The 24,061-nt window shown below is 39.3% G+C and carries 19 protein-coding genes and 1 pseudogene; 5 read left to right on the top strand and 15 right to left on the bottom strand.

Annotated elements, in window-relative coordinates; translation table 11 throughout:
- Positions 1–31: 31 nt before the first annotated feature.
- Entirely contained in the window at positions 32–1,771 is a 1,740-nt protein-coding gene (locus RMZ43_RS05915; RefSeq protein WP_322646242.1) for an ABC transporter ATP-binding protein, read from the top strand.
- Positions 1,772–1,773: 2 nt separating this feature from the next.
- Here RMZ43_RS05915 and RMZ43_RS05910 read toward each other — a convergent pair whose 3' ends face one another.
- The 11 genes from RMZ43_RS05910 to RMZ43_RS05860 all read right to left on the bottom strand — a co-directional run bounded on the left by RMZ43_RS05910 (position 1,774) and on the right by RMZ43_RS05860 (position 13,013).
- Positions 1,774–2,031: a hypothetical protein gene (locus tag RMZ43_RS05910; protein WP_322646243.1), complete on the bottom strand. Its 258-nt coding sequence runs from the start codon at positions 2,029–2,031 to the stop codon at positions 1,774–1,776.
- A gap of 63 nt (positions 2,032–2,094) precedes the next feature.
- A complete protein-coding gene (locus RMZ43_RS05905) occupies positions 2,095–2,334 on the bottom strand; it encodes a hypothetical protein (protein ID WP_322646244.1) in 240 nt (79 codons plus the stop codon).
- A 522-nt stretch (positions 2,335–2,856) separates the two neighbouring features.
- The gene (locus RMZ43_RS05900; protein ID WP_322646245.1) at positions 2,857–3,429 is read right to left on the bottom strand and encodes a hypothetical protein; all 573 of its coding nucleotides are present in this window, start codon (positions 3,427–3,429) and stop codon (positions 2,857–2,859) included.
- A 124-nt stretch (positions 3,430–3,553) separates the two neighbouring features.
- Positions 3,554–5,161 (bottom strand): TrbI/VirB10 family protein, encoded by a 1,608-nt coding sequence (locus tag RMZ43_RS05895; protein WP_322655137.1) that lies wholly within the window; start codon positions 5,159–5,161, stop codon positions 3,554–3,556.
- Positions 5,158–5,862, bottom strand: a complete 705-nt coding sequence (locus RMZ43_RS05890; protein WP_322646247.1) for a hypothetical protein — start codon at positions 5,860–5,862, stop codon at positions 5,158–5,160. Before RMZ43_RS05890 ends, RMZ43_RS05895 begins: the two co-directional genes overlap by 4 nt.
- A 133-nt stretch (positions 5,863–5,995) precedes the next feature.
- The gene (locus tag RMZ43_RS05885) at positions 5,996–6,823 is read right to left on the bottom strand and encodes a hypothetical protein (RefSeq protein WP_322646248.1); all 828 of its coding nucleotides are present in this window, start codon (positions 6,821–6,823) and stop codon (positions 5,996–5,998) included.
- A 301-nt stretch (positions 6,824–7,124) separates the two neighbouring features.
- The gene (locus RMZ43_RS05880; protein WP_322655136.1) at positions 7,125–8,195 is read right to left on the bottom strand and encodes a hypothetical protein; all 1,071 of its coding nucleotides are present in this window, start codon (positions 8,193–8,195) and stop codon (positions 7,125–7,127) included.
- 153 nt (positions 8,196–8,348) lie between these two features.
- The gene (locus tag RMZ43_RS05875) at positions 8,349–9,215 is read right to left on the bottom strand and encodes a hypothetical protein (RefSeq protein WP_322655135.1); all 867 of its coding nucleotides are present in this window, start codon (positions 9,213–9,215) and stop codon (positions 8,349–8,351) included.
- Positions 9,216–9,300: 85 nt separating this feature from the next.
- Entirely contained in the window at positions 9,301–12,048 is a 2,748-nt protein-coding gene (locus RMZ43_RS05870; protein WP_322655134.1) for a hypothetical protein, read from the bottom strand.
- Positions 12,002–12,373, bottom strand: a complete 372-nt coding sequence (locus RMZ43_RS05865; RefSeq protein ID WP_322646252.1) for a hypothetical protein — start codon at positions 12,371–12,373, stop codon at positions 12,002–12,004. The genes RMZ43_RS05870 and RMZ43_RS05865 overlap by 47 nt, the downstream gene beginning before the upstream one ends.
- 28 nt (positions 12,374–12,401) lie before the next feature.
- Positions 12,402–13,013, bottom strand: coding sequence for a hypothetical protein (locus tag RMZ43_RS05860; RefSeq protein ID WP_322646253.1), 612 nt, complete (start codon positions 13,011–13,013; stop codon positions 12,402–12,404).
- Between the two features lie 1,593 nt (positions 13,014–14,606).
- On the opposite strand from RMZ43_RS05860, the gene RMZ43_RS05855 reads away from it, so the two are divergent.
- The 3 genes from RMZ43_RS05855 (at position 14,607) to RMZ43_RS05845 (ending at position 17,289) form a co-directional block, all read left to right on the top strand.
- Positions 14,607–15,644, top strand: coding sequence for a substrate-binding domain-containing protein (locus tag RMZ43_RS05855; protein ID WP_322655133.1), 1,038 nt, complete (start codon positions 14,607–14,609; stop codon positions 15,642–15,644).
- Between the two features lie 781 nt (positions 15,645–16,425).
- Positions 16,426–16,854, top strand: coding sequence for a hypothetical protein (locus RMZ43_RS05850; RefSeq protein ID WP_322646255.1), 429 nt, complete (start codon positions 16,426–16,428; stop codon positions 16,852–16,854).
- Between the two features lie 201 nt (positions 16,855–17,055).
- Entirely contained in the window at positions 17,056–17,289 is a 234-nt protein-coding gene (locus tag RMZ43_RS05845) for a DUF3134 domain-containing protein (protein ID WP_109011723.1), read from the top strand.
- 75 nt (positions 17,290–17,364) lie between these two features.
- Here the strand turns inward: RMZ43_RS05845 and mltA are convergent, their stop codons facing one another.
- Both mltA and RMZ43_RS05835 read right to left on the bottom strand, forming a co-directional pair.
- Positions 17,365–18,636, bottom strand: a complete 1,272-nt coding sequence (gene mltA, locus RMZ43_RS05840; protein ID WP_322655132.1) for a murein transglycosylase A — start codon at positions 18,634–18,636, stop codon at positions 17,365–17,367.
- A gap of 116 nt (positions 18,637–18,752) precedes the next feature.
- Complete coding sequence (locus tag RMZ43_RS05835; protein WP_322655131.1) at positions 18,753–20,108, bottom strand: proton extrusion protein PcxA; 1,356 nt, start codon at positions 20,106–20,108, stop codon at positions 18,753–18,755.
- A gap of 78 nt (positions 20,109–20,186) precedes the next feature.
- On the opposite strand from RMZ43_RS05835, the gene RMZ43_RS05830 reads away from it, so the two are divergent.
- Positions 20,187–22,367 (top strand): recombinase family protein, encoded by a 2,181-nt coding sequence (locus RMZ43_RS05830; protein ID WP_322655130.1) that lies wholly within the window; start codon positions 20,187–20,189, stop codon positions 22,365–22,367.
- A 106-nt stretch (positions 22,368–22,473) separates the two neighbouring features.
- Here the strand turns inward: RMZ43_RS05830 and RMZ43_RS05825 are convergent.
- Positions 22,474–22,908: pseudogene (locus RMZ43_RS05825) on the bottom strand (YidH family protein); the annotation flags it as partial.
- Positions 22,909–23,047: 139 nt separating this feature from the next.
- Positions 23,048–24,049: a hypothetical protein gene (locus RMZ43_RS05820; protein ID WP_322655129.1), complete on the bottom strand. Its 1,002-nt coding sequence runs from the start codon at positions 24,047–24,049 to the stop codon at positions 23,048–23,050.
- Positions 24,050–24,061: the final 12 nt, after the last annotated feature.

The following is a 24,061-nucleotide window of genomic DNA, read 5'->3' as shown; positions in this document are numbered from 1 at the left end:
TTCGGTAAGGATAATAATAAATAATTGAACTATGAAAGTCCGCTCTGGCTACTGGCAACTGTTACCTTATCTATGGCCTCAATGGCCTCTGTTAGTTCGGGGATTCGCTTGTATCTTAGGATTTGTGTTGCTCACTTTAGCAATACCCTACCTAGCAGGTCAGGTCGCTTTTTTTCTTGGTCAGGGAAATGTTAATCAAATTGCCTACTGGCTTGGAGTAGCTACTTTAGTATTTTTAGTTCGAGGGCTTTGTCAATACGGGCAGAATGTCTTTATGATCGCTGCCGCTCTGAATATGGTTTTAAATTTGCGTAAGCGGGTTTATGCTCACCTACACAAACTCGGATTGGATTACTTTGAAACCACACAGACGGGTGATCTCACTTATAGACTGACTGAAGATATCGATCGCGTAGGCGAGATTGTAGACAAGTTATCCCATCAGTTTCTTTCCAATCTCTTGCAGTTAATTGCGATTCCCATTTACATGCTCTATCTGAATTGGCCACTTACCCTTGCGGGTTTAATTTTGGCTCCTTTAATGGCTTGGTTGATCGGGGTATTTGGTCAGCGATTACTTTTGCTATCTCGCCAGAGTCAAAATCAAGTTTCCAATTTGTCGGCTCTGTTAACTGAAGTATTTAGTGGAATTCGCGTCGTTCAAGCTTTTGCAGCACAAGGGTATGAGGTCAAGCGATTCAATCAGGAAGCAGAACATAATCGCCAAACGAAGTATCGCGCTCAACAACTCAAATCTCTTCAATTTCCCGTTGTTGGTTTTTTGGAAGCAGTTAGCATTATGCTGCTGTTTCTTTTGGGAGGATGGCAGATTTCTCAGAATCAGCTGACATCTCAAGGCTTTATCAGTTTCTTAGCTGCTGTGGCATTACTGATTCAGCCAATCGACTTGATGATTAGCAATTACAACGAGTATAAACAGACCGAAGCTTCCGTCGAACGCATCTTTGAATTGATGGCAAAGCAGCCTAGTTTAATTGAAAAATCGAATGCTAAGGAACTGCCACGAATTGCTGGCAAGGTAGAATATCGTCATGTCAATTTCGCTTACAATCCTGGCGAGCCAGTCCTCAAGGATCTTTGTCTACACGCTTCTCCTGGTAGTGTCATTGCCTTGGTTGGTTCTTCTGGAGCGGGCAAATCAACTTTAATTAACCTTTTACTTCGTTTCTACGATCCCCAAGTTGGTGAAATTCTAATTGATGATATTGATATCCGCGATGTCACACTTACAAGTTTGCGCCATCAAATTGGCATTGTTCCTCAAGATATTACTCTTTTTTCGGGAACGATCGCCCAAAATATTGGTTATGGTCAAGAAGAATTAAACTTACCAGCAATTGAGGCAGCAGCAAAGATTGCCAACGCTCACTCGTTCATTACCCAGTTTTCCCAAGGTTATCATAGCTGGGTTGGCGAACGCGGAGTTAACCTATCTGGAGGACAGCGCCAAAGATTAGCCATTGCTAGAGCGATCGTCAACGATCCGCGAATTCTGATCTTGGATGAAGCTACTTCTGCTTTAGATTCGGAGTCAGAAGCACTAGTTCAAGAAGCGATCAAGCGAGTGATGCAAAACCGTACCGTGTTTATTATCGCTCATCGCTTAAGCACCGTTCGTAGGGCTGACTGCATTCTCGTACTAGAACAAGGACAATTGGTTGAAGCTGGTACTCATACCTCCCTCCTGTCTCAGGAAGGACGCTATGCCCGTTTTTATGCCCAACAGTTTTACTCTACAGATGAGGATTAAGCTTACGAATTAACCTTACTTTTAATTAAACGGTGGAAAAGGCGGCAAGGCCACCAAAAAGCTCCACATATACTTACCGAGGCGATCGCAGCCACAACTCGCCAAGTCGAACTGGATTCAGTGGCAGAATCTGAAGGATGAGCTTGTGTGTTTTTAGCTAATTCTGGCACTGAATGAGATAGCTGACTGGCTGTAGTCACCCCTTCAATCGCTGCTCCAATTAGATAAGCTACTAGGGCAATTACTAGCCAGTTATTCATAATATTCAACTGTTTGAACTCTGAGCGTATGCTTGGCTGTGAGGAATCAAATGATTTCTCGTATTAATGATTGCCACCTTGCCCGAAGGATAATCGACCTTCAGCTGTATCACGAATCAGGGGCAGTTTAGATGTTATGTAAGTATTAAGGCTGCTATCTGCCTGAGGATCAATAGCCTGCTTCGCTTTTAATTGTTGCAGAAGTACTTGTACTAAAGCAGCATCGTCAAACTGGAGCAGGGTGCTGACCTGGGTAGACTCAATTACAGCCCAAAGCTGTTGCATCATTTTTGCTGTCACCATGAGTCTGTAACCTCTTAAGCTTTTCTTTATATTTACACAGATTTGGAATTTGTAGTTAGTTTTTATCTGAAGATTTATAAAGTTATAGGCTAAAAATGCCTGAGTCGGTTAATTGGTTGAGTCATAGCGTTTTTCCAATTGATTGAACTACAGTAGTGCTTAAGCCTTAGCGTAACCTTGCTTTATAAAGAAAGAAAACTGCCCAAAGAGTTAGATATTCTCTAACCCAATACGGTCAGTTAAGAAATTTATCCGTTGAGGCAGGCAGGGGGAGCAGGGGGATGTAAGTGAAGCAGGGGGGAGAAAAAAGTTTATCTGAACTGTATTGGAACCCAATCCACGCAATTTATGGTTTTTGAGGCTAACCCAAGCATATTGCTCTAATTCCTTCCTTATTTATAAAAACGAAGGGAATTAGAGCAAGCCTTTTAAAAAGCCACAATGCAGACATACTTAAGCTTCAGCGTTTTTTGTGGAGAGAAACTTCAGTTGTCTTCGCTGTCGGGTGATTTTGCTAAAAATTTATTGTGGAACTCTAGCACAAGCTCCTTCTTGACCAGAAGGATCGGCAAAAACTGCTAAAGTGTGATATTCAGGGTTATCTGTTTTATACATCACTTTAAAAGTATATAACTTATTTCTACCTTGTCCTTCGGTAACAACTGTTAAAAGTGTATTGCTAGTGGGAGGAAGCCCAGGAATATCCAGTTTTTGAATTCGTCTGAGTTGAATTACATTCGCTGAGGAGTTTTTACAATCTCCTCCACCACTATTAGAGTCTTGACCAAACTGCATACATACTGGGCCATCAAAGTCTATAGTTACTTGTGATGGATCGTTTAACCAAACTTTTTTAATTACTTCTCCAGCCTGAATAAAACTTAAGTTTGTTCCTTGTTGATACCAAACGTCGATCGTAGGTATTGCTCCCCCTAAACCCTGTGCTTGACAGGAAAATATGGAACGCAGAACAGCGTTATTAGCAACAGCGCGGCCTACCAACAAGAACATAGCAACCGAGAAAATTAAGGAAGCTATAGGTAGGAAATAAGAATGATTTGGGGTATTTCCTGACAAGTTAATATTATTTTTCATGGTTGCAAATGGGAAGATTGGTAGATAGAACAAGAGAATATAGAAAAGATAAAAAGAAAACTAATTACCAATTACCATTACTCAATCCAAAATCTAAAATTGGTATAAATCCTATCTCCTAAAACTAGATTGGTTGATTAACGTATAGTTCAACATTTGTACCGGCTTTCATAAACCAAACATTAGTTGGTTGCGACATTTGGGCGATCGCTTGTTGATTACGTTGGGCTATTTGGGGTACTACAGAGTTCATACCACCTTCCAGAACCGCAGCTGCAAGGTTGCGTCTGTTCTCCGTGACAGTAGTAATGCCAGTACTAGTGGTGTTGTTGCCGTTCGTCGTCGGTTCGCCGTTCTCACCTGTGGTGCTAGATGTTATAGTATATGGCACGAGTTTAGTATCAGGGCGATTTACTAATTCTGCTGCTTTGCCAATTCCGCCCAAAACGAATAGTCCTGCATCCATTGATGCTACGGACGAACTTTGACCGGGATATTTATTTGCTATTAAAGGTTTACCTTGAGTACCACGAATAATAATTGCATTGCTGGGTAAGCTTTGCTCAGTAGGGTTGCCATCATTTTGTGAGATAAATTTAGTTACGTTCATCTGCATAAGACCTTGTTCGTTGATGGAACTAATTTCAGCTAGAAATTCGGTGTTTGCAGGTATGACAGTACTACCATCCTTAGATTTTAGTGCTTCTCGCGATTTGATCACGAATACATTTTTCGCTGCGCCTCCTTCATCACCACCGCCTGATCTAGTAGTGGTTTCCCCAAATATCGCTGTTGCTAACACAGCTTTGGCACTAGTCCCTATTGCTAAGGATTTCTGTCCCACGGGTTGCGCTTGACTCACCTCAGGGGCAGGAGTTTCGGGTTGTGCTGTCTGTTGTTGCTGCTGCGGCTGCGGATTGTTTGCAGGTTCAGGAGCTGCTGCTATGTTATTAGATTGATTCGTACCATCTAGTTGACCGTAGCTACCTAACTTTGCTAACCTTTTCCACTCTTGTAATGGGCTTGGTGGAGATGGTGGATTTATATTAACTACAGTCTGAGGTTGAGTGCTTGGCTTCACAACTGGGAGTTGGGGCGATCGCACAGGTTGAGATGCAGGTACTCTAACAATGCGCTCAACTGTCACTGTCCGAGGGACGTAAGCTGTTGGTGGGGGTGTTGGGATCACTCTTTCTGTACCTCTAGAAGAAACTGACGGTTGTTGTAAAGCTACTGTAGGCGTTGATTTGGCAGTTCTGAGCTGTTGTTGGGCGGCTTTCACCATCTCTGCTTGTTCAGTCAGGGCTAATTTCGTTTTTAGAGTATCTACTTCGCCTGCTAGCTGTTGAGAGGTAGATTCATCAGTTGGCTGCTCAGGTACTTGTGGAGCAACAATAGTTTTTGGCTTGGGATTACTACTCATTAACTGCGACAAAAACACACCACCCACCAAAACGATCGCAAAGGTAGCGGCTCCTACCAAGCCTAACTTTGCAAAGGGATTAGATGAGAGGGGTTGCTTTGTCTGAACTTCTTGTGGTTGAGAGAGCGATTCTTGTGGAGTTGCAGAGTCTTCTGAACCTTGGGTATCGAAAGATTCTTCTTCAAAGCCGACTAATCTTGACATCCGCGATTCCCAATCAAAAGATTCTACATCTTGTTGTTGAGCATCGGGAGGTAGAGTAAATTCATTTTGAGCAGGTGTTTCCGCAGGAGTTGAGTATTTAGTCATGGTAAAACTTGGTTAGGATTTCCAGAACAATTTTTATCTTTGATATCACATACATTATAAATTTCTAGTCTGGCTTCACCAAGGCGGTAAGCTGCGAACTGCAATGGTAGTGCTGCATTTGGCAGGGAAGTTGCGGGTTCATCTATTGCTCTAACTAAAATTTGTTTATTAAACGAAGTTGATTTTCCCAACCTATCATAACCGCTAAATACCAGTTGATTAGCAAACATCTCCACTTTCCACTGTCCATTACCTATTTCTGTAGGTTGAGAGATTTTTTGGATTACTAATACATTCTCTGTTCCTCTATTAACATTTTCAAATTGGCTATCTGGATTTAAATTAGTAATTTCTGACTGAAGTTTTTGTTTAAAATTATCAGCTACCAATTGGGAAGTTATTTCCCAGACTTGCGTTGGCGGCTGTTGATCTGACCAAGTAAGCATTAAGCTCATAGTTTCACCCACAAACCGCCGAATCGCCTCTGGCTGTCGCTGTAAATTTGGTTCGGGGTCTACGGTTATAGCGCGACCATCAACAAGCTGCACTAAGCTTTGAGGTGTGAGCTGACGACCTAACTGCTGTAACATCGACCCGTGAAATAGTAATAAAAGCAAGGTCAATACATGTAACCCAAATGTTCCTACTGCTAACAGTGGCAATGGGTTATTTTTTCTATTTTCTGGTTTGAGTAATTGCATTTATTTATATTTATATAAAGTTACTGAATTAGAAATCTATAGGTCTTATTTGATTTTTAAAAAAAGCCCTCAACTCAAAAAAGCTGATTCCCTACTCCCCAGTACAGACGCGATTAATCGCGTCTCTCCTTAATCATCTAATAAAACTATCAGATGTTTGTCCAGCCCCGCATTGGGTTAATTTATCATTGTTAAGGGTGTTGTTGCCATCAAGCAAACATAAGTTACGAACTTCATAAATTTCTAATCTATCAGCGCGGACACTATAAATTGCTTTTTGCAGGTCTGTGCCATTGTCGCCTTGGGGATTACCAAAATAATCTGCTGCACGTACAAGTAAATCTTTGTTAAAAGGAGTTATGAGTCTTGCACCACCAACTCGGTTTTTTTGAATTAAGTCGGCTACCATACCCACTCGCCACTTGCCTGGTGCAATTTGTCTTGGCGGATAAACCCGCTTAATAACTAATTGTGATGTCATAGCTAGGCTGGGATTTTCAGAGAAAACTTCTGCTGGTGTCATTTCTGCAACTGTGCTTAAGAAACCTTTGCGAAAGTCTTCGGATAAGGCAAAACTAGCTATCCAACTGCTGGTACTAACTTTTTGGCTACCCCCTTGAGGTGTTTGAATAAGAACTCCTAAATCTGGTTTGGGGTTTGCAACTTCTTCGATATTTTGTACTGGTAAAGTTCCAGACCAGCTAAACATTGATATCATCGTTTTGCTGACGAATTGGCGAATTGCTTCGGGATCTCTTGCTAAATCATCAATATTACCTACTGGTTTACCGTCTATTAATTGCACAAAGTTGGGAGGTTTTCTCACACTGAGTTGGCGAATATTTAGCCCTTGTAATAAGAATAAAAATAAAACTAATATATGTAAACTGAAGGTTGCGATCGCAAAAATTGTCAAAACACTTGCCGTCGTTCTTTGTCTTTTTTCTAGTAAACGCACCATTTACTCACCTTCTCCTGCAAAAAAATTCAGCTATTCTATAACTCTCAAATAGTTTACTCACCTGTTTTTTCGCGTCAGTTTTACCCCACCCTAACCCTCCCCTTATAAAGGGGAGGGAACTAGATTCCGATTCCTATTTCCCCCCTTTATAAGGGGGGATTAAGGGGGGTAATTCGACTTGTGTGTACAGCGAGGGGTGCTAGGGACTTTTGCAACAGGTCTTATATTAATTACGATTTGCATATATAATTCAGCAGTTACAATACTTATCAAAATTTTATTCATTTTTAATTTTTAATTGTTATATCCTCTCCCTTACTAAAGAAGCTGTATTACTGATACCACTGAAGAGTGCAAAACCGCCAGCAGCAGCCACAAGTAGGGATAAAATTGGTGCTAAAATTCCCAGAAAAATTATGAACCACATTAAGTCTGGATCAGCATTAAAATTTTGACCTGGGCCATTTACAATAACTGCGGCAGTCAGCACAGCAATAATATTAAATGAAATCTTGGCAATTCCAATAGATAAAAATCCGGTAAGCCATGCAAAGATTGGTTTCCCAGCTACAGGTAGTAAAGAGCCACCTACAGCTATTGGCCCTAAAAGTGCTATCAGCAACATAGTAGCTTCTATCAGATTTTGAAACGCATATTGTAAGGAAACTAAAAAGCTTTTAATGCTTGTTTGCACTGTAGAACCTAATAAAGAATTAAATGATGTTTCTGAGACAATGCCACGGACAGAACTAACATTATTTATCTCATTGACTTTATCTTGTAGTCTAATTATCCAGCCTTGATTATTGTATGTATTTCTATATTCCTGTAAGAGAATATTAATTCTATCGGTAGCTCTTTTAAAGCATTCACTTTGTTGTTCACCAGTTAGCGATTGGCAAGGCCGCAGAAAAGAACCAGTTACTTCTTCAGCAACACTCATATTCAGTGCTTGTTGGTACATTTTATTCGCATCTGCTGATACCACTACTTGGTGATTCACAGTGTTTAAAAAACCTCGTAATCCCAGTGTCAGACTAGAAAGTATACTTCCTTTACCTGAATTACTCAAGAGGATCACCACCACAAAAGGCCAAATTAAAGCTGATATTGGACGGCTATATTCGTAGGATATTAAGTCTTTGAGGAATTGTATCATAAAAAATAACAGTGTTCCTACCGCAAAAAAAATACCCAGATTTGTTAGCGCTCCATACAAGTTATTACTAGTATTATTTTGTAATAAATCTAGCCATTGACTATTCCAACCGTCGGCAATACTTTGGGAAGTTACAGCACCCTTAGTGAGAACCTCATCAATGCCTAATTGGGGTTCTAATTGGGCAAAAATTAGTTGAATAGCAAGTTGCATTTTGAGTTAATTGACTGTTTTTTTTAATTTCGTAGAGTGCGTTAAGAACGTAACGCATCATTCCGGATGCTTTCGGTGCATTAGCAATAGCGTAACGCAACCTACCAAACTTTTTTTTAGACTTATTGTTGGCTTGTAAGAAGTTTAAGTATTTTAAAAATTTATTTTTGTACGGATAGTTATACTTTTTTTTGTCCTAATATCCTCATTTCCAACTTTTTCTCTGCCAAACAAATCTAGTTGAGATGTAGCTCGTAAAAGTCGCGCAGCTTCTGTAGATGTATCTACTCTTCGAGCGCGATTTGCCTCTTCTGCCTGCTGAGAAATGTTTGCTAAATTTAAATTAGAATATTGTAAAGACTGATTCGTTTGTATTGACTGGGCAAATGTTTCAGCTACGATTCTTGATTGTAATTTTTGGAGTTGAATAATTTCAGTGTTGGGATTTAGCAATTGAGTTACCAATTGTTCTATAAGCTGACAAGTTCTGGCTTGTACGTCTGTCCCACCAGGAGGACAACTAACATTTGGCCCTGAGGGAGTTCCCCCAGAACTAGAATTGTCAAAAAGTTCCTGCTGAATATTTTCTAACTTTCCTTTTAGCCGACTTTGTGCATTTTTACCAAGAACACCTACCGTTATTCCACGGGTAATTAAACGATTGACTTCATTACTAGCTAAATTTCCTCGTACTGCTGCATTATTTTCAAAACGGCTTGCTCTAGACTGTGAACGATAAGAGTAGTAATTCACATTATCACGAACCTTTTGTCCCGCAGCGACGGGGTTAGGTATTTTCAGTTCTCCCTCGTTACTAGTAGCACTAATAGCATTTTGACCATCTGACTCAGGGTTTAAGTTTTCGTTCACATTCTTATATTGAAAGTAATCTTGCAAATCTCTGGAATATGATTGAAAATCACTCCAAACCTGGCCTACTAGCGTTTGATCTTGTTGTGCCATTACTGGTAGGATTGCCAGCGATAGCAACGTCAAAGTAAAAATGGTAGTTTTTCGCATACATTTGTGCCTGAAAAAGGTAATTTAGCTTTTTAACTATGATTTATAACTTTTTGAATCACTGTTAACTGCTTACAGAACCCAATTAACTACTACGCAGATTAGCCACTAACTGACGTGCAAATGCAGAAATTGCTTCATATTTATCGGTATGAACTTGCATCATTTTGCTACGTGCAGATTGTTCAGCAGGGTTATTAGCAACTGCTGCCAATTGTTCGTAACCTGGATAATAACGACAGAATGTATAAATACCGTTATCATCTAACAGCCATTGGCTATAAACGCTTTCTTTGCGGGGAAAAAAGCTTTCTGAGGCATTACGAGCAATAATGTTGCGGGGATATTTTAAGATATCTGCAAAACTATCGACTGCAACCGGCTGAATGCGTCCAATCAATCGTGTTGTCAAGTTTTGTAAAATCTTAGATGCAGCTTTAGACTTGGCAATTGTATCAGGATCTTGTCCTGATAAGATGACTCTGATCCCGGCTTTAGCACCGTTTGCACAAACTCTGCCAACTAAGTCAGATATTTGCTCGAATTCAAATAGAATTGGTGCTTCGTCAATGAAGAATATAGAAGCTGGACTACTTAATGCGCGTCGTAATGCTGCTGAATAGGCGCTCAGAGATAGTACGGCTGCATCTTCACTATCTGATAGGTTTCTCAGAGCAAAAACTAATAGTTGTGCATCGGTAGGAAAGCTCGATGGTGAAGAAATGGCTTGTCCTACGCGACTAGAAAGCCAAAATCGCAAGCGCAGCTGAATTTGACTCAGAGCGTCTTCTACTCTGCCGGTTAAAGTATTTAGCTGCAAGTGTTCTGATGAACAGAAATAGAGAAAATCTTTTAAAGTAGGAGTTTTCAGCCAAGCCTGAGTGCCAAATCCTCCCGCCATCGCCTGTATATATCGCTGTTTTATACCCTCATCAGCAAAGAAGGCTTCTAAAGCTAAGTTGAGGAGCGATCGCACGGTTTGCGATAAAATTTGACTTTCAGTGGATGATCCTAAAACCATTGTCATTAAAGCTGATTCTAGGAAGGCGGTATAATCGTTAAAGCGATCGCGCTGTTGTTCTGGATCTAGCGATCGTAAGTCTGGCTGTTCAAATAAGTTATTTGATTGTTTGGAGATATCAAAGTACGCTCCATTCACCCCCATAAACTCTGTGTAATCAGTGAAAGTAGATGTCCCATCAGGTTTAGGGAAATCTAACGCCACAACCGGAATACCATGCGCCAAAGCCTGAGTTAAAATCCCTGATACCAACACCGATTTACCAGCACGAGTTGTCGCAAACAAAGCTAAATTTTTGTGTTGATTAAACAAATCTAAATGTATAGGTGTTCCACCTTCTTCAGCAATCAACTCAAAGCCTTGTTTATCACCCTGTTTAGTTAAAACTAAAGGCATTAACCCGGGAACTTCACTGGTTAAATATAGTTGGCGACGATTGAAAGGTGTTGCTAATAAACCTTCCCAAACTATTGGGAGAGTTTGCAGCCAAATTTTCCAGGCGTATTCAGTTTCCCTAATTAATTTTGCTGGACGTTGAAAACAGTTTTCAATATATCTTGTTGCCTCATCTAATTTATCGACAGTTGGACGATGTACCAAAATAACGATACTCGTATAAATCGGGACTGCACCTTCAAATAATTGTTCTTGTGCTGCTACCGATTTCTTCAACTTTAATTGCGCGTTGACATCAATAGTTTTACTTTTTTCTTGAGCCATGATTGTCGTCATGTTTGACTGCTTCAAAACTCGTTGCAATGTAGTTTTCACCATTGCTGGATTTGCCGCAGTCAACTCACAAAAAATCTCTGTATCTACTACTGTTTCTCTAGCCAACAGTTCCCATAAATATCGCAGTTGAGTAGATTTATTTGCCCAACCTCCGGGTTTTTCCAGAAATGACAGTGCGCCAATATAACGATTGTTAACATTAACCCAACGGCGATCAGCACAAGGTACGCTAGACTCCATCAGCAAAGTTGTGCCGTGGATATTATCTAGAAGCAATTTAGTACTAGCTAAATCTGAATTAACTTGCTCGTGAAGCCCTTGTTCATCTAAAGTCATCAATTGGGGAATCGGTATTGGCTGCGTATCATTAAACCTTTTCCAGATGCCCTCCCAGAGTTCATCAGCTTTCAAAGGTTTGACATCCAATCCCATTTGGTTAGATAAAATTTGTTCCCAGCGTAGAAAACCCTGCTTATAAGCGTTTGTTATCAGCGTTTCTATGCGCTGGTTTTCTACATCTGAGAGATCCCCTTTAAATTTTAACCACCATGATTCAGCTCTAACTAAAAGCTTCTCTATCCAATCATCTGCATTTCTGGAGTTGGATTCAATGGTGTAAGTGACATAAATTCGCAAAAATTTCGGCTTACGAACACCAGAAATAGTCAATTCTTTGATTCTGGCTCTTTCTGCCATCAACAAATATTTGATATCTCGTGATGGCGCATTTCTGATTAGCGATACTAATTCTTTTTGACGCTCTTTATCGGAACTAAAAGATCCTAAATGCAGTGTCATTCTTTCACCGCTAGGAATATCTTTTAATCCGGCTTCAATGTTATTAAAGAGTGTATCGATTTGTTCGGCTCTTAAAGTAGTATGAATTCCCTTACAGTCAAAACCAAAAACAAAGCAAAACCGATCTCTTTGAGTGCCTTTTGTCAAAAGGTAAGCGCCAATATCACGTCCATTGATTGCGACACGTAGCATTGTCGCCAAGTGCAAGGCATCTTCAAATGGTGTTAATCTACCTTCATTTCCGGCGACGCCGACGCTTTGTTTTCCGATTTTTTGCTTCATGATTAACTTCCAATAAGCTTTGATAACGAGCAAAGCCTCTTGTCCAAGCGGGAACGCCTATAAATTTACTTAAAAAACTCCAACTCCTACCACCAGTTAAAATCCACCAAGTTCCAATTCCCCAACCTGTCATTAGTACTGTCCACAACCACTTTTGAAACTCTTCTTGGAAAAGACCGCCAAAAATTCCATTGATAATAAAGTAGGAGGCTAAAGCAATTACCGTCCAAGGAAGAATTTGATCGGCAGGGATTGGCCCTAATGAGGGTTGGCTTCCTAAAACCTGATTGACTGGACGAAAATCTTGTTCCCGCTCTTGAGACATTTGAAATATGAAATATCTAAATTATTTACTACCCTTGTGGGCCAATTACAAAGCGTGTGAGTACATCAGCAATGGTAACAGCAACAACGACTAATAGGGGAGTTCTGGCAATACTTTGCCAATCTTCATCCTTACGTACTGCGTTAATCACACCAACTAGAGAAATTGCAATATAGAGTAAGTAAATCGCCCGCAACACACTAAATATCAAAGTTATTGGGACGTTAGCATCACTATTTCCTGTTGAACCACCTAATCTAGTTTTGAAGAACTTTTCAGCTTCTCCAAAAAACTGTGCTTGTGCAGGGGCTGCAAACCAGTCTAACCAATACAAACTCAGAATTACGGCTGCTGCTAAAATTTGTAATATTATTAGCGATCGCCTTGGTAAATTCACCTGTTGCCCAATTTGCTGGGTGATGACTGCAATTAAACTACCAACTAGTAAACAAAAAAGCAAAATAGGACTATTTAGGCTGATAACGCTTACAAGTACAGCACAAGCAATCAAAAAGGGTACAGATTCCCCCAGAATAATCAAGCTAGATTTTAGTCCCAGTCTTAACTTCTGAGATCCTTTGAGTGCGCTACCAGTTAAAGCTTTGAAAAAGTTTCTCTTGTGAGAACTTTGTCTAGACATTGCTAATTTTCCTATGGTGTACTTGAGTGTTTATTGTCTAAAAATTTACAATATTTCAGTTAATTTAACATGAATTAACATTTATTTTTAATAAAATTATAAATTTCTCATTAGAATGTTACGTTGGATACAAATTATTATTCATTTAAGTTAATTAAATATTAATTTTGCTTTAAAAGGGAAGTATGCATGGTTTGAGAAACTAGGTTTCGAGCTTTAAACCAGAACTGCTACAGTCCACCTAAGCTCTTTCTATGCCAACGTTGCCTTAACCAGAGGTTGGTAAAGTCGGTAGAAACACATAACAATACTTGGGAGCATAGTTATAAGTTCTATAGTAAACATTTTATTACTTCAAACTACTGTTTTGTTTTGTATGGATCAGACCTTACAAAATATACTACATTAATGGCTACAAGTTTGGGGGAGTTCACAGCGTTGTAGCTAAAGTCTCCCATCTGCAAAGCCCTTTAGGAATAATTCTGGAGATTTATTATCTTAACATTACCATTCGGATGTAGTTAATTTCAGTCTACCGTCACTAGCAGTAAATAGATCACGCTTTATTTTTTTCCTAAATTTTATCGCAAGCCTAATTGATTTATGAAAAAGCACTTAAAAATATAAGTTCTGTTTGCGACTAAGTAGCATAGAGTCATGTGGATAGAATTAATAAGGTGAATTCTAGTAATAAAATTACCATAGCCGTTAGTTTAGACTTACTCGGTTTACTTCGACTAAGCGGTTCCTAAGCCTAGTCGAAGGGCAGTACAAGTTGCTAGCTACGCAAATAGACTTAACCCTTAATCCCCAACTCGTCGCGGTAAGTGAGGTCAAAATTGTATGTCACGCTTGTCGATAACCACTACACAAAGCGAAAGCTTCTGATTTTTCTCTGGCGAAAATTAATAAAAACGCTACAAAAACCACTTTTAAAACATCTCTGAATTCCAGGAATATCTTTAATTTTCTTAATCATTTCATAATGGAATCATGACTTGGAGTTTACCTTAACACTATACTGTTGATTTTGTTGGCACAATTTAAAAGCTATTAGCTAATAAGAATCCTAAAAGATTCGTACAACAATTACTTTCTTTACTTAGCACCTTAGTAGTAGCTTATAGCAAGCTGCTGTGCATCTACATTAAAGAAAGTAATTTTCGGAATTCAGATAAAATTGCCATCCTAAATTAAGTAAGTGGGTAAAATTAAACATGGCTTTTTCACAAGGGAATAAGAGACTGATAATGTGAATTTGATCATGATTCATATTACATAGTAATCACTCCTTTAATGCAAAAGCAATGAATGTTTATTTATACAAACTTACTTGAAGTGTAGAGCTTTTGACTAGCAAAGAATATGTAATAAAGTCGATTAGCAATAGCTAAATGAACTTTATACATTTAAGTATTTGCTTTTTAATTGTTCTGCATGTGTTAATTGTTTGTGCAAGCTTTTTATTTATAAATAACCTTTTTAATGACAATTGTTTCTGCTTCAAGAAGGTTATTTATAATTGCCAGTTTGACACTTGATTTGGATTTGTTGGTGTGTTGAACCCTAAAATTAACTTGAAGGAAATGTAACATGGTTTTCTACAGCGATCGCAAATTGACCCAGTTGGCAAGTTCAGTTTCTCTATTTGCCATCACAATTGGTTTAGTAGTAAGTCAATCTGCTACTCATAAATCTCTAGCTCAGACCTCTAAAAATATAGGTAATGGTGCAGGTGCAAGTACTGTAAATACCTTATTTACAGGTCTTAAAGGCTTCACATTCACATATTCTCCAGTTGGTAGTGGCGCAGGGTTAACAGCTTTTTTCACTCAAAAACCACCAGCTGGTACTCCTAGCCCAATCACTTTTGCAGCTAGTGACGACCCCGTAGCAGGAACAGAAACAGTTACTGGTGGTCGTGGTTACGTCCAAGTGCCTGTGACCGGTGTCGGAATCACATTAACTTATAACGCTAGTGGTCTGACTGTACCAGCAGGACTTAAGCTTTCACAAGCTAGTTACTGTGGTATTTTGAACGGTAGCATCACAAATTGGAACGATAAGAGCATTAGTGCAGATAACGGTGGCCAAATAGCAGTCAATGTACCCATCAAAGTTGTACGTCGTGCTGACTCAAGTGGTTCCACTTTCATTTTAAGCAGTCATCTCAATACTGTATGTAAGACTCCAAATGTTCCAGCAGCTAATGTATGGAAAAATGGAGCCGGTACAACTGTTAATTGGCCAAACACTTTCCTTAGCGCTACTGGTGGCGGAAAGCTAGCCGATACGGTCGCAAGTACTAAAGGTGCAATTGGTTATGTGGATAATGCTACCCGTGTAAGTAAAACTCTACCTGCCGCAATCTTACGTAACAAAGCAGGTAATTATGTTCCTGTCTCACCAGCTGCAATTACAGCAGCTATTAAAGACGGTACTGTTGTAACATACGGTACTGGTAAGAAGCTGACTAGAATTGATAATTTGACCAATCCCAGCAGTGCAAGTGCTTATCCCATTTCCGGAGTAACTTATTTGTTGTATTACTCAGATGAAACCGGATTTCAAGACTTCATTAAGGCTGCAAATGCTTTAGCTCCATCTCTCGGATATGGTTCTCTACCATAGGTTTATAAATTAACCTAGTAGACTACCAGAGAATAGCTGTTAATTCTGTTGAGAGACTTTAACAGCTACCAAGGGCGTTGCTGAATTTAAGTATGAAATTTCAAAGTTAAACGCTTGGAACCTTTGTTTTTGCTCCTGTGGGCGAAACAAAATTCACACACTTAATCAGCAACGCTCTATTTTAGAGTTTGCTAAAAGATGTTGCCAAGGATAGCCGGAAAAATTTTGGCTCTGGTACTGAAGGCCAATTAACGTCTCTACTTGATGAGATGATGCGATCGCAATGACTATTTATCCTTTAGCTATGAGTCTGCTTAGTAAAAATTAAAATTACTTAAATATATTTCCTAATTTAAAAAATCGCAATTTAATATAACCCTACCGTTCTTGGATACCGAATATGTATCGGTCAAAGTTAAAAAAAGTTCAACGGTCAACTATGTTATGATTATATATGTTGAGAAATATTTTCGGTCATGTGACTGAGTATAGGGACGCCTCTCCGAATCTAAATCTCTACACCATTTGATTCTAGAGGTGTTTTATGTCAGTTTATATTGCTGTATTGGAATACATTGGGTGAAAGTAGTACATCTAACTGTCAAAAAATGACTTAAAAAGAAAAGACAGTAAACTGGAATCCTAATTACTTAAGCTAGATTTATATCTCCGACTTATTGAAGAAGTCGGGAATGTGGGTAGCAACTTTTGCCTAAGTAAGTGGGATTGTACAGTAAAATGTGTCACAAACCCAGACAACATACGGATACTACTTGAACTTATGCCAACGGATATAATTACCCGTCCTGAATCCCTCACAGAAGATTGTTTCTTTACTTACGCCCTTGGGACTGATTTGCACGATACAAATTCTACTGCTCAATATTTACGCAGAATCAGGAAAGAAGATAAACCCTATATCGATATAGCTGTTTCTCCCAGACCTGGCTATCGATTTGAAGTCTGCCTTATCCCTGTTGAAGGGTTCGCTCAAGAAACAATATTGACAAAAGATGGGTTCGCCAAAGCTTTAGCGATTATTTGTGCTGTATCTAACAAAGCCAGGAAGCGGTTCCCGTCAGGAAATGGACAAGAAATTGTCCGGTGTCAATTTAGCAACTTAGCTGATGCAGTCGTTGTAGCGAACAGATTGTCTGCATTACCATCTAATATGTATGAAACTCTCGGCAAGGTATCAAATGCCTTGTGAGATCGCGTCCGTTTGAAGATTTATTATTAGGACTGATGCGAAGGCATTTTAATGGTAAGTAATTAGACGGACAAGAGAATAAAAAACTCAATGGTTCATATTTCGTCTTTTGAAAAAAGACTTGTAATACAAGGCTTTTAACCCTATTAAACGATTTTCCTGTTTTTACACACTGACCCATAATTCAAAGTAAGTTTTTTTATGCCTACAAGTCCTTTGCGTGAAGAACCTCGTAATCAGCGAGCGCCTGTAATTCGTACAAGTAATGAATTTATTCTTTTAGAATGGTTAAAATCAACTGGTCGTCTGATCGAACGGGAACATCAAGAGTCTGAGTATTTAAATGAAGTAGAAGAAATTTCAGAAATGATCGATCTTGACGATATCCCTTACGATCATGACGATGATGATGGTGATATGGACATAGAAGCGTAATTCGTAATTCGTACTGCTTATAAATCCCGACTTTTTAAAGAAGTCGGGATTTTTAGTATTAAACTGTGAGTGTATTCAATTTTTGGACTTGAGTAATAGATAAAATAATTGTCCATTGCTGACTGTGACACCAGCGCGATCGCCTGCTAATTTCCCAGTACCTAAAAAGTAATCTACCCTACCTGCACCTTTAATTGCACCTCCGGTATCTTGGTCAAGAACATAGCGGCTAACGATGCGCTCCTCCATTTTTCCGGTAGGATTGGCAAAAGGAATGGAAGCACGAATCAACGCTAAAGCACCAGGAGGCATGAGGGATTTATCTGTAGCGATCGAACGCTCTGCTGTTAGTGGTACGTTGATAGAACCTTGAGCTGGTTCACCGTGATTTTCTTGAAAAAAAACAAAACTGCGATCGCGCGGAATATAAATATTTAATTCTTGGGGATGCTTTTGGAAATAGTCGAGAATAATTGGTAGGGTTATACCTTCTAGAGGTAATTTGTGATCATTCACTAATTCTCGCCCAATGCTTTTGTAATTATAAGCAGTATGACCAGCATAACCTATTGTTGTTTGAGTACCATCAGGAAGTTGAAGTCTCGCTGAACCTTCAATTTGAGCTAAATATGGTTCGAGGCGTGAGCGAAACCAAAACAACTCTAATCCTCGTAATTTTCCTTTTGCAGCCTGTAAACCATCTACTCCTTCTAAGTCTTCGCGGGTAGGATGAGGCTTAGGCCAAGAGTTTAAATCAGCAGGTAATCGATAAACAGGATAACGATATTCTGCTGTGGGGACACGACTGGCTGCGTAAAGCGGTTCATAATAGGCGGTGAACAAAACGGAACCTTTGGTGTCTTTACCGACTGACTGGTAAAGAACAAATTCTCGCTCTATGGCTTGATGTAATTCTGTTGCAGAATTAGTTGTTAGTAGGAGTTCGCGGAATCTTTTCAAGCTTTTGATAACGCGATCGCGCCTAATCTGTGCCACCGGATAGTTTTGATAAGCAGCCGCAGCATTAGCTGTTTGCAGGTATTGAAGACTGCGAGCGATCGCACTCAACAGCGCCTTTTTGCCTGGTATTTCTCCATAGAGAACTTCATCAAAACAAGAGGTATCACCTTGACAACAAGTTATTGGTAGCCTCTGAATTAATGGTGATTTTTGATTTTCAGCAGTCAAGGAAACTGGTATATCCCACTTTTTCACCTGACATTCAGGTGGAATAAGTTCCTGATACGTTAAAGATTGCATCCGTACCAGGAACATTGACAAAATTACAGGGAAGCTGATGGTGATAACTTTGTTAAACTTTCCTAACCCAGTAAGTATTTTTTTCATCAAAATTCAAATCTCTGAGATTATCCCACTTACCTCAAATTCAAAAATAATCTAATTATTTAACAACACCAAAATCTTCCCCCACTCCCCATTCGCTATTCCCTACTCCCCACTTCTTATTCATTCATATTCCGGTAAGTTGCAACTGCTGAAGGTGATATCCGATTCAAATATCGGAATATCCAATATTTGAAAATGGTATCTAAAATCACTGGAAATGTAGCAATAAATAAGAAGATAAAATCTCGATTTGCTGGTAATCCCCAATGACGCGATACACCTTCTAGAAGTACTTCCCAACCATGAGGAGAGTGGAAACCTACAAATATATCAGTAAATAAAATGATGATAAATGCTTTAGCACTATCACTAAGTCCATAGACAATTCTATCAAAGAAATCTTTAATCACAGCAATAGAAGATTTGCTGACGAGTAAAAGCCAGATAAAAGCACCTACCGAAAAAATATCTGCAAAAACATTTTTGATAGCATTAGAGCTTTCGTGACGAAATTCTTCAGCAAGTTCAACCGCCCTCTTTTTCATTTCAACTTCTATCTGTTCAGGCAATAGTGGTGGGGCATTTTTAATGAAATTTTCAAAATGAAGTTTTTCTTCAAATCTTTGTAATTCTTCAAAGGCTTCCTCTTCCATTTCGGAATTGAGGAATATTTGCATTTGCTCCGTGTCTCTAAACTTCTCAATAGCGGGCCCAACTACAAAAGCTTTTGCTATTTGATGCGTCAAAAGTGGTACGATAATTAATAATAAAATAAACCTAATAGAGATTATTGTTCTTCTTTGAGCTTGACGAAAACTTTGGATTACTTCTTGTTCGGAATTAGGATCTAATTCAACTTGCAAACGAGTGATAGTACTTAAAATAGAGCGGGGTAAAACGCCTGTTGTATCAACTTTACCCTTTGGTCTTGCTTTTGTCTCCCAGTCTTGAGTTGGTATTTTGGGTGGTAACGTTGGATTATTGACGAGCAGCGATTTTTCGTCAGGTATCACAGGGTTAACTGCTATATTTGGAGGTTGAACTACTAAAGCTTTGGAACTTGTTTGATCGGAAAGTATTTTGTATTTAGATATAACTTGATCGATAAAGTTTAGCTTTTCCAAAACCAAAGAAGGACTGAGAAACTCTATACCTGCTTTCGCGGCAGCTTTTTGATTCTCTTCATTTAAAAACCAACGGCTTGCTTTCAACTCTGTAAGCCGCATCCTCACAGTTTTTAATAGCTTTTTTAGGTCTGACTCAAAATAATCCATCACGCTGTTACTGTACATGGCTGAGTCAATGTCTATTTTATTACCATTAAAATGCTTGTCTTCTATTTCTTTAATCTTTAATGCTGCATCGTAAGCTTGATTTAAAGAACGTTCAGGAGTTTGTAAGTACCATCGGTAAGTATCAAGTAAGAAAGAATAGATTTTTTGGCTAAAAGCAGAGTTTTTCATTGGAGACAATCATCCAGCATTATTTAGTAACTATTAACCTTAAGTTAACGCACGAGGTATACTAGCAAATCTACAAGGAGAAAGTTTGTGGTTTCTCATTCGGTTTGGATTGTTGGCACTAGCCGCAGTGGTAAGACGGCTCGCTTGGTAGAGCAATTTTGTAGTTGGGTACAACCTGAGAAACAGTATGTTGAATCATTTTATACTAAAAAACCAGGACGTAAAAAAGGCGTTTATACACCCGAATTTTTATATCTTAAACAAACAGAGCCAGGAGTTTTAGTCTTAGCTGCCAATGATGATAATCGGCGAGAATTGGGAGATAAAATTGTTACATCTACATTAGGAAAATATCCGGTGCGTGCCAAAACGCCGCTAGGTTTTTTCCAGGATGAAGTTATTTTATTTTGGCCATTGCTAATTAACTCTTTGAGCCTGAAGGCACAGTTTCCGGTAAGATTGCGCCCAGAAACGGAGCAAGAGTTAGCAACCAAACTCTGGCGTCCCCAATTAGACGAAGAAATTTTACGTGTTGCGGGAGTGAATGAATCTCGCCTAGTGCGTCGCATTCTAGACTTATTGCAATTAGCAGCTTATAGTGGTGTACCTTGCGTAGATATTGCCCAGATTTTGACAAGGGGTCTGGGGGAAAATCCTACAACTTTAGAGCCGGAATTTCTCGCCTCTTTGCTTCTAGATTGGCATAACTGGTGTTTAGAGAGGGGGTTATTAACTTATGGCATTATTACCGAACTGTATAGTCAGCATTTATTAAGCGATCGCAATTACCAGCAGCACCTAACTAAACGCTATCAGGCAGTACTGGCAGATGATGTAGATGATTATCCAAGCGTAGCGCGTCTTTTATTTGAGTTGCTATTAGATCAAGGTGCAGTCGGGGCCTTTAGCTATAATCCCGATGGTGCAGTGCGATTGGGATTGGGAGCAGATCCCAACTATCTAGAAGGGTTAGCAGAACGTTGTCGGGTAGAAATCTTGACCGGGCCGCCTCCAGAGTCCCTTGGTGAGCAAGCTAAACAGATGGTGGAATTACTTACAGAACCGATGGTACTGTTGAGTTTACCAAAAACGGTGCATTCAATTCAAACTACCTCCCGTGCCCAACTATTGCGGCAAACAGCAGAAGTAATTGCTGATGCCATTCAATCACAGCAAGTGCAACCAGAAGAAGTAGCGATTATTGCACCAGGTTTAGATGCGATCGCTCGCTATACTCTAGTAGAAATCCTGGTCAAACAAAATATCCAAGTAGAATCGCTCAATGATCAACGTCCCCTAATTAGTTCACCCGTCATTCGCGCATTACTCACCATGCTGGCACTAGTTTATCCCGGCTTAGGACGCCTAGTAGATCGGGATGCCGTTGCAGAAATGCTAGTTGTGTTGAGTAGAAAACAACCATCAGAAAACTCCCCACTCCCCACTCCCCATTCCCCATTGAACACTGATATTGATCCGGTTCGCGCTGGTTTGATTGCAGATTACTGCTTTGTACCCCATCCCGATCGCCCCAACTTGCTACCAGTGTCAGCCTTCGAGCGCTGGGATAGAATTGGTTATGCAGCGACTACAGCCTATAGTGAGATATTACAGTGGTTAGAACAACAGCGATCGCAACAAGAATTGCGGTTAATTCCTAGTCCTATTTCTCTCTTAGACAGAGCAATTCAACGTTTTTTGTGGAATGGTAGTAATCTCCCCTATGAACAACTAGCAGCACTGCGGGAATTACTAGAAACCGCCCAACACTACTGGGAAATTGACACCAGATTACGACAAATTGGCCCAGTTGAGACAACGCCTCACACAACTATTATTGAATTCATTCAACTACTGCGACGTGGTACAATCACCGCCAACCCTTACCCTGTGCGTCCCATTGGTGGAGCGAGAAAAGCTGTCACCTTAGCAACTATATTTCAATATCGGTCTAGTAGGCGATCGCACCGTTGGCATTTTTGGCTGGATGCTGGTTCACCTCTATGGGCCAAAGGTGGTGCAGCAACTTTGTTCGGTGCGCCGTTTTTCCTGCGAGACAGGTTAGGCGAACCTTGGACAGCAGAAGATGAGAAATTAGCAGAAGAACAAAGGCTGCAAAGGATTTTGACAGATTTATTGTCTCGTGTATCCAAGAGAGTTTATTTGTGTCACAGCGATTTAGCCGTGAATGGACAAGAACAATTAGGGCCGCTGTTACCCTTAGTGAATGCTTGTGTAACCGTTATTTCTGAGGCTACTGTTAATTAAAGGCTCAGATCCTCGACTTCTTTAAGAAGTTGGGGATCTTGTAATATATTTGTTTGTATTTAGTAGTAATCGTCCCCTTTTTTATATAGAAGTTTGGGGTTGATCTTTGCAAATTTCGAGACTGTGGTTGAATTTGAGAAGGAGAGCGAAGAAAAACTTTATCACGTCTTAAGAGCAAAGGAATACTGAAAAGTGCCAAAATAATTACTACTCCGGTCATTATCCAAATCATTAACCTATTTGGTCTATAATCTGCTCGTTCAATTTGCCAAAAAACTTGATTGTATCGCCACGCGGCTAAGACAACAGTTATAATTCCACAAATTACCAAAGCCAAACCCAAATTTTCCGAGTTGGATAATGGATTTACCGGAAGTTCTTGTTGAGTAATAGCAATATTCAACTGGCGCAAAAATATACCAAATCGCGCGATCGCAAAACCAAAGCTAATCAATGCAATAGAAGTGCGAAGCCAAGCCAGAAATGTGCGTTCGTTCGCTTGATGCTCCCTTTGACGATCAATTTTTGGTATTTTATCCATGAGTATCTTCTGACGCTAATTTATCCTTGAAAAGTATTTATTACATTGATAAATAGCACAGACTAGCGCCAGAACAAAAATCAAGACGTATATGTAAAAGTCAAAACAATCAGATTCAAACAAATTCAAACTCTGTTTTCTACCACCGTTTTCCCTGTTTTTCTTTGTACAAATACTCTTTTAGCTTACTTTTATGGAACTGCTGATATTCATTTAAATTATATTGATGGATGGAAATTCCAGGACTTGATAGCTTTCCTTCAAGAACTTGTGCTATTTGATTATTCACATCTGGATAGTAATGACTACCATCATAAGTATTATATGTGACTGTGGTCATCTCTGAAGGATATGAGAAATCGTATGTTATATCATAACTGTTGCTAGCTTCATAAATTGCTTGTAATTCGCAGTCTAGCAAACCACGAGCATAGCTTTCATTGAAAAGCTTCCAAACTGATATTGGTGGCACATATCCAATAATTTTAGCATTTGGGAATGTATGTCGTATTTGTTTGTAATAGGCAATGCGAGAAAAGTCGCATTTCTCTTGAGTTTTTTTATCTACAAACTCAGGTTTGTATTTAGGAGCATTATCAAAAACTTTACCTTGAAAATCTTGATCGTAAAATCTAATCTCTGTATTTAGCCTAAAAATTGTTTTTAAGGATAACTGCAAAGTGTCTAGTGAGAATAGATAAGACTGATAGGCAGGTTTTGGTTCTGCTACCTCAACTTTATTTTTAAATGCCGTTTTTTTATCAAAAGTGAAATTGTAACCGTCTATCCCCACATATATTGTTTGAGGATTAACTCCTTTATCTTTAACATATTCTGCATATTTGGTAAATTCCTCAGCTGTTCCAGCACTGAAAGAATAGTTGAAACAAACATTATTCTTCAGTGCCTTACTATTTAACAGAGTTACACGAGAGCTACCAAAAATCAGGCAATCATACTTTTGCTTATCACTATGCAACAATAGATTAGTTTTGGTCAACCTTTCATTATAGGGAATATTTACTGAATTTAACTTGTTCCCTTGAGTGTACCAGAGTGGATCAACAGCTACATTTACTACTCCAATAAACGAGATAAGTGTACTTACCATCGTCAAGTAGGTTTTCAAATAAGCAAACATCAGGTTGATTCT

It is taken from the genome of Nostoc sp. CmiVER01 (assembly GCF_034531135.2).
Lineage (GTDB): Bacteria > Cyanobacteriota > Cyanobacteriia > Cyanobacteriales > Nostocaceae > Nostoc.
Note: the sequence above shows the minus strand (reverse complement) of the source record. Positions and strands in the feature narration are given on the sequence as shown.

Bases quoted from the DNA above. Each gene is read 5' to 3' on its own strand.
- mltA (WP_322655132.1), bottom strand. From the start codon at position 18,636: ATGAAAAAAATACTTACTGGGTTAGGAAAGTTTAACAAAGTTATCACC.
- RMZ43_RS05895 (WP_322655137.1), bottom strand. From the start codon at position 5,161: ATGACTAAATACTCAACTCCTGCGGAAACACCTGCTCAAAATGAATTT.
- RMZ43_RS05885 (WP_322646248.1), bottom strand. From the start codon at position 6,823: ATGGTGCGTTTACTAGAAAAAAGACAAAGAACGACGGCAAGTGTTTTG.
- RMZ43_RS05875 (WP_322655135.1), bottom strand. From the start codon at position 9,215: ATGCGAAAAACTACCATTTTTACTTTGACGTTGCTATCGCTGGCAATC.
- RMZ43_RS05845 (WP_109011723.1), top strand. From the start codon at position 17,056: ATGCCTACAAGTCCTTTGCGTGAAGAACCTCGTAATCAGCGAGCGCCT.
- RMZ43_RS05850 (WP_322646255.1), top strand. From the start codon at position 16,426: ATGCCAACGGATATAATTACCCGTCCTGAATCCCTCACAGAAGATTGT.
- RMZ43_RS05860 (WP_322646253.1), bottom strand. From the start codon at position 13,013: ATGTCTAGACAAAGTTCTCACAAGAGAAACTTTTTCAAAGCTTTAACT.
- RMZ43_RS05880 (WP_322655136.1), bottom strand. From the start codon at position 8,195: ATGCAACTTGCTATTCAACTAATTTTTGCCCAATTAGAACCCCAATTA.
- RMZ43_RS05865 (WP_322646252.1), bottom strand. From the start codon at position 12,373: ATGTCTCAAGAGCGGGAACAAGATTTTCGTCCAGTCAATCAGGTTTTA.
- RMZ43_RS05890 (WP_322646247.1), bottom strand. From the start codon at position 5,862: ATGCAATTACTCAAACCAGAAAATAGAAAAAATAACCCATTGCCACTG.
- RMZ43_RS05855 (WP_322655133.1), top strand. From the start codon at position 14,607: ATGGTTTTCTACAGCGATCGCAAATTGACCCAGTTGGCAAGTTCAGTT.
- RMZ43_RS05915 (WP_322646242.1), top strand. From the start codon at position 32: ATGAAAGTCCGCTCTGGCTACTGGCAACTGTTACCTTATCTATGGCCT.
- RMZ43_RS05910 (WP_322646243.1), bottom strand. From the start codon at position 2,031: ATGAATAACTGGCTAGTAATTGCCCTAGTAGCTTATCTAATTGGAGCA.
- RMZ43_RS05905 (WP_322646244.1), bottom strand. From the start codon at position 2,334: ATGGTGACAGCAAAAATGATGCAACAGCTTTGGGCTGTAATTGAGTCT.
- RMZ43_RS05820 (WP_322655129.1), bottom strand. From the start codon at position 24,049: ATGTTTGCTTATTTGAAAACCTACTTGACGATGGTAAGTACACTTATC.
- RMZ43_RS05870 (WP_322655134.1), bottom strand. From the start codon at position 12,048: ATGAAGCAAAAAATCGGAAAACAAAGCGTCGGCGTCGCCGGAAATGAA.
- RMZ43_RS05900 (WP_322646245.1), bottom strand. From the start codon at position 3,429: ATGAAAAATAATATTAACTTGTCAGGAAATACCCCAAATCATTCTTAT.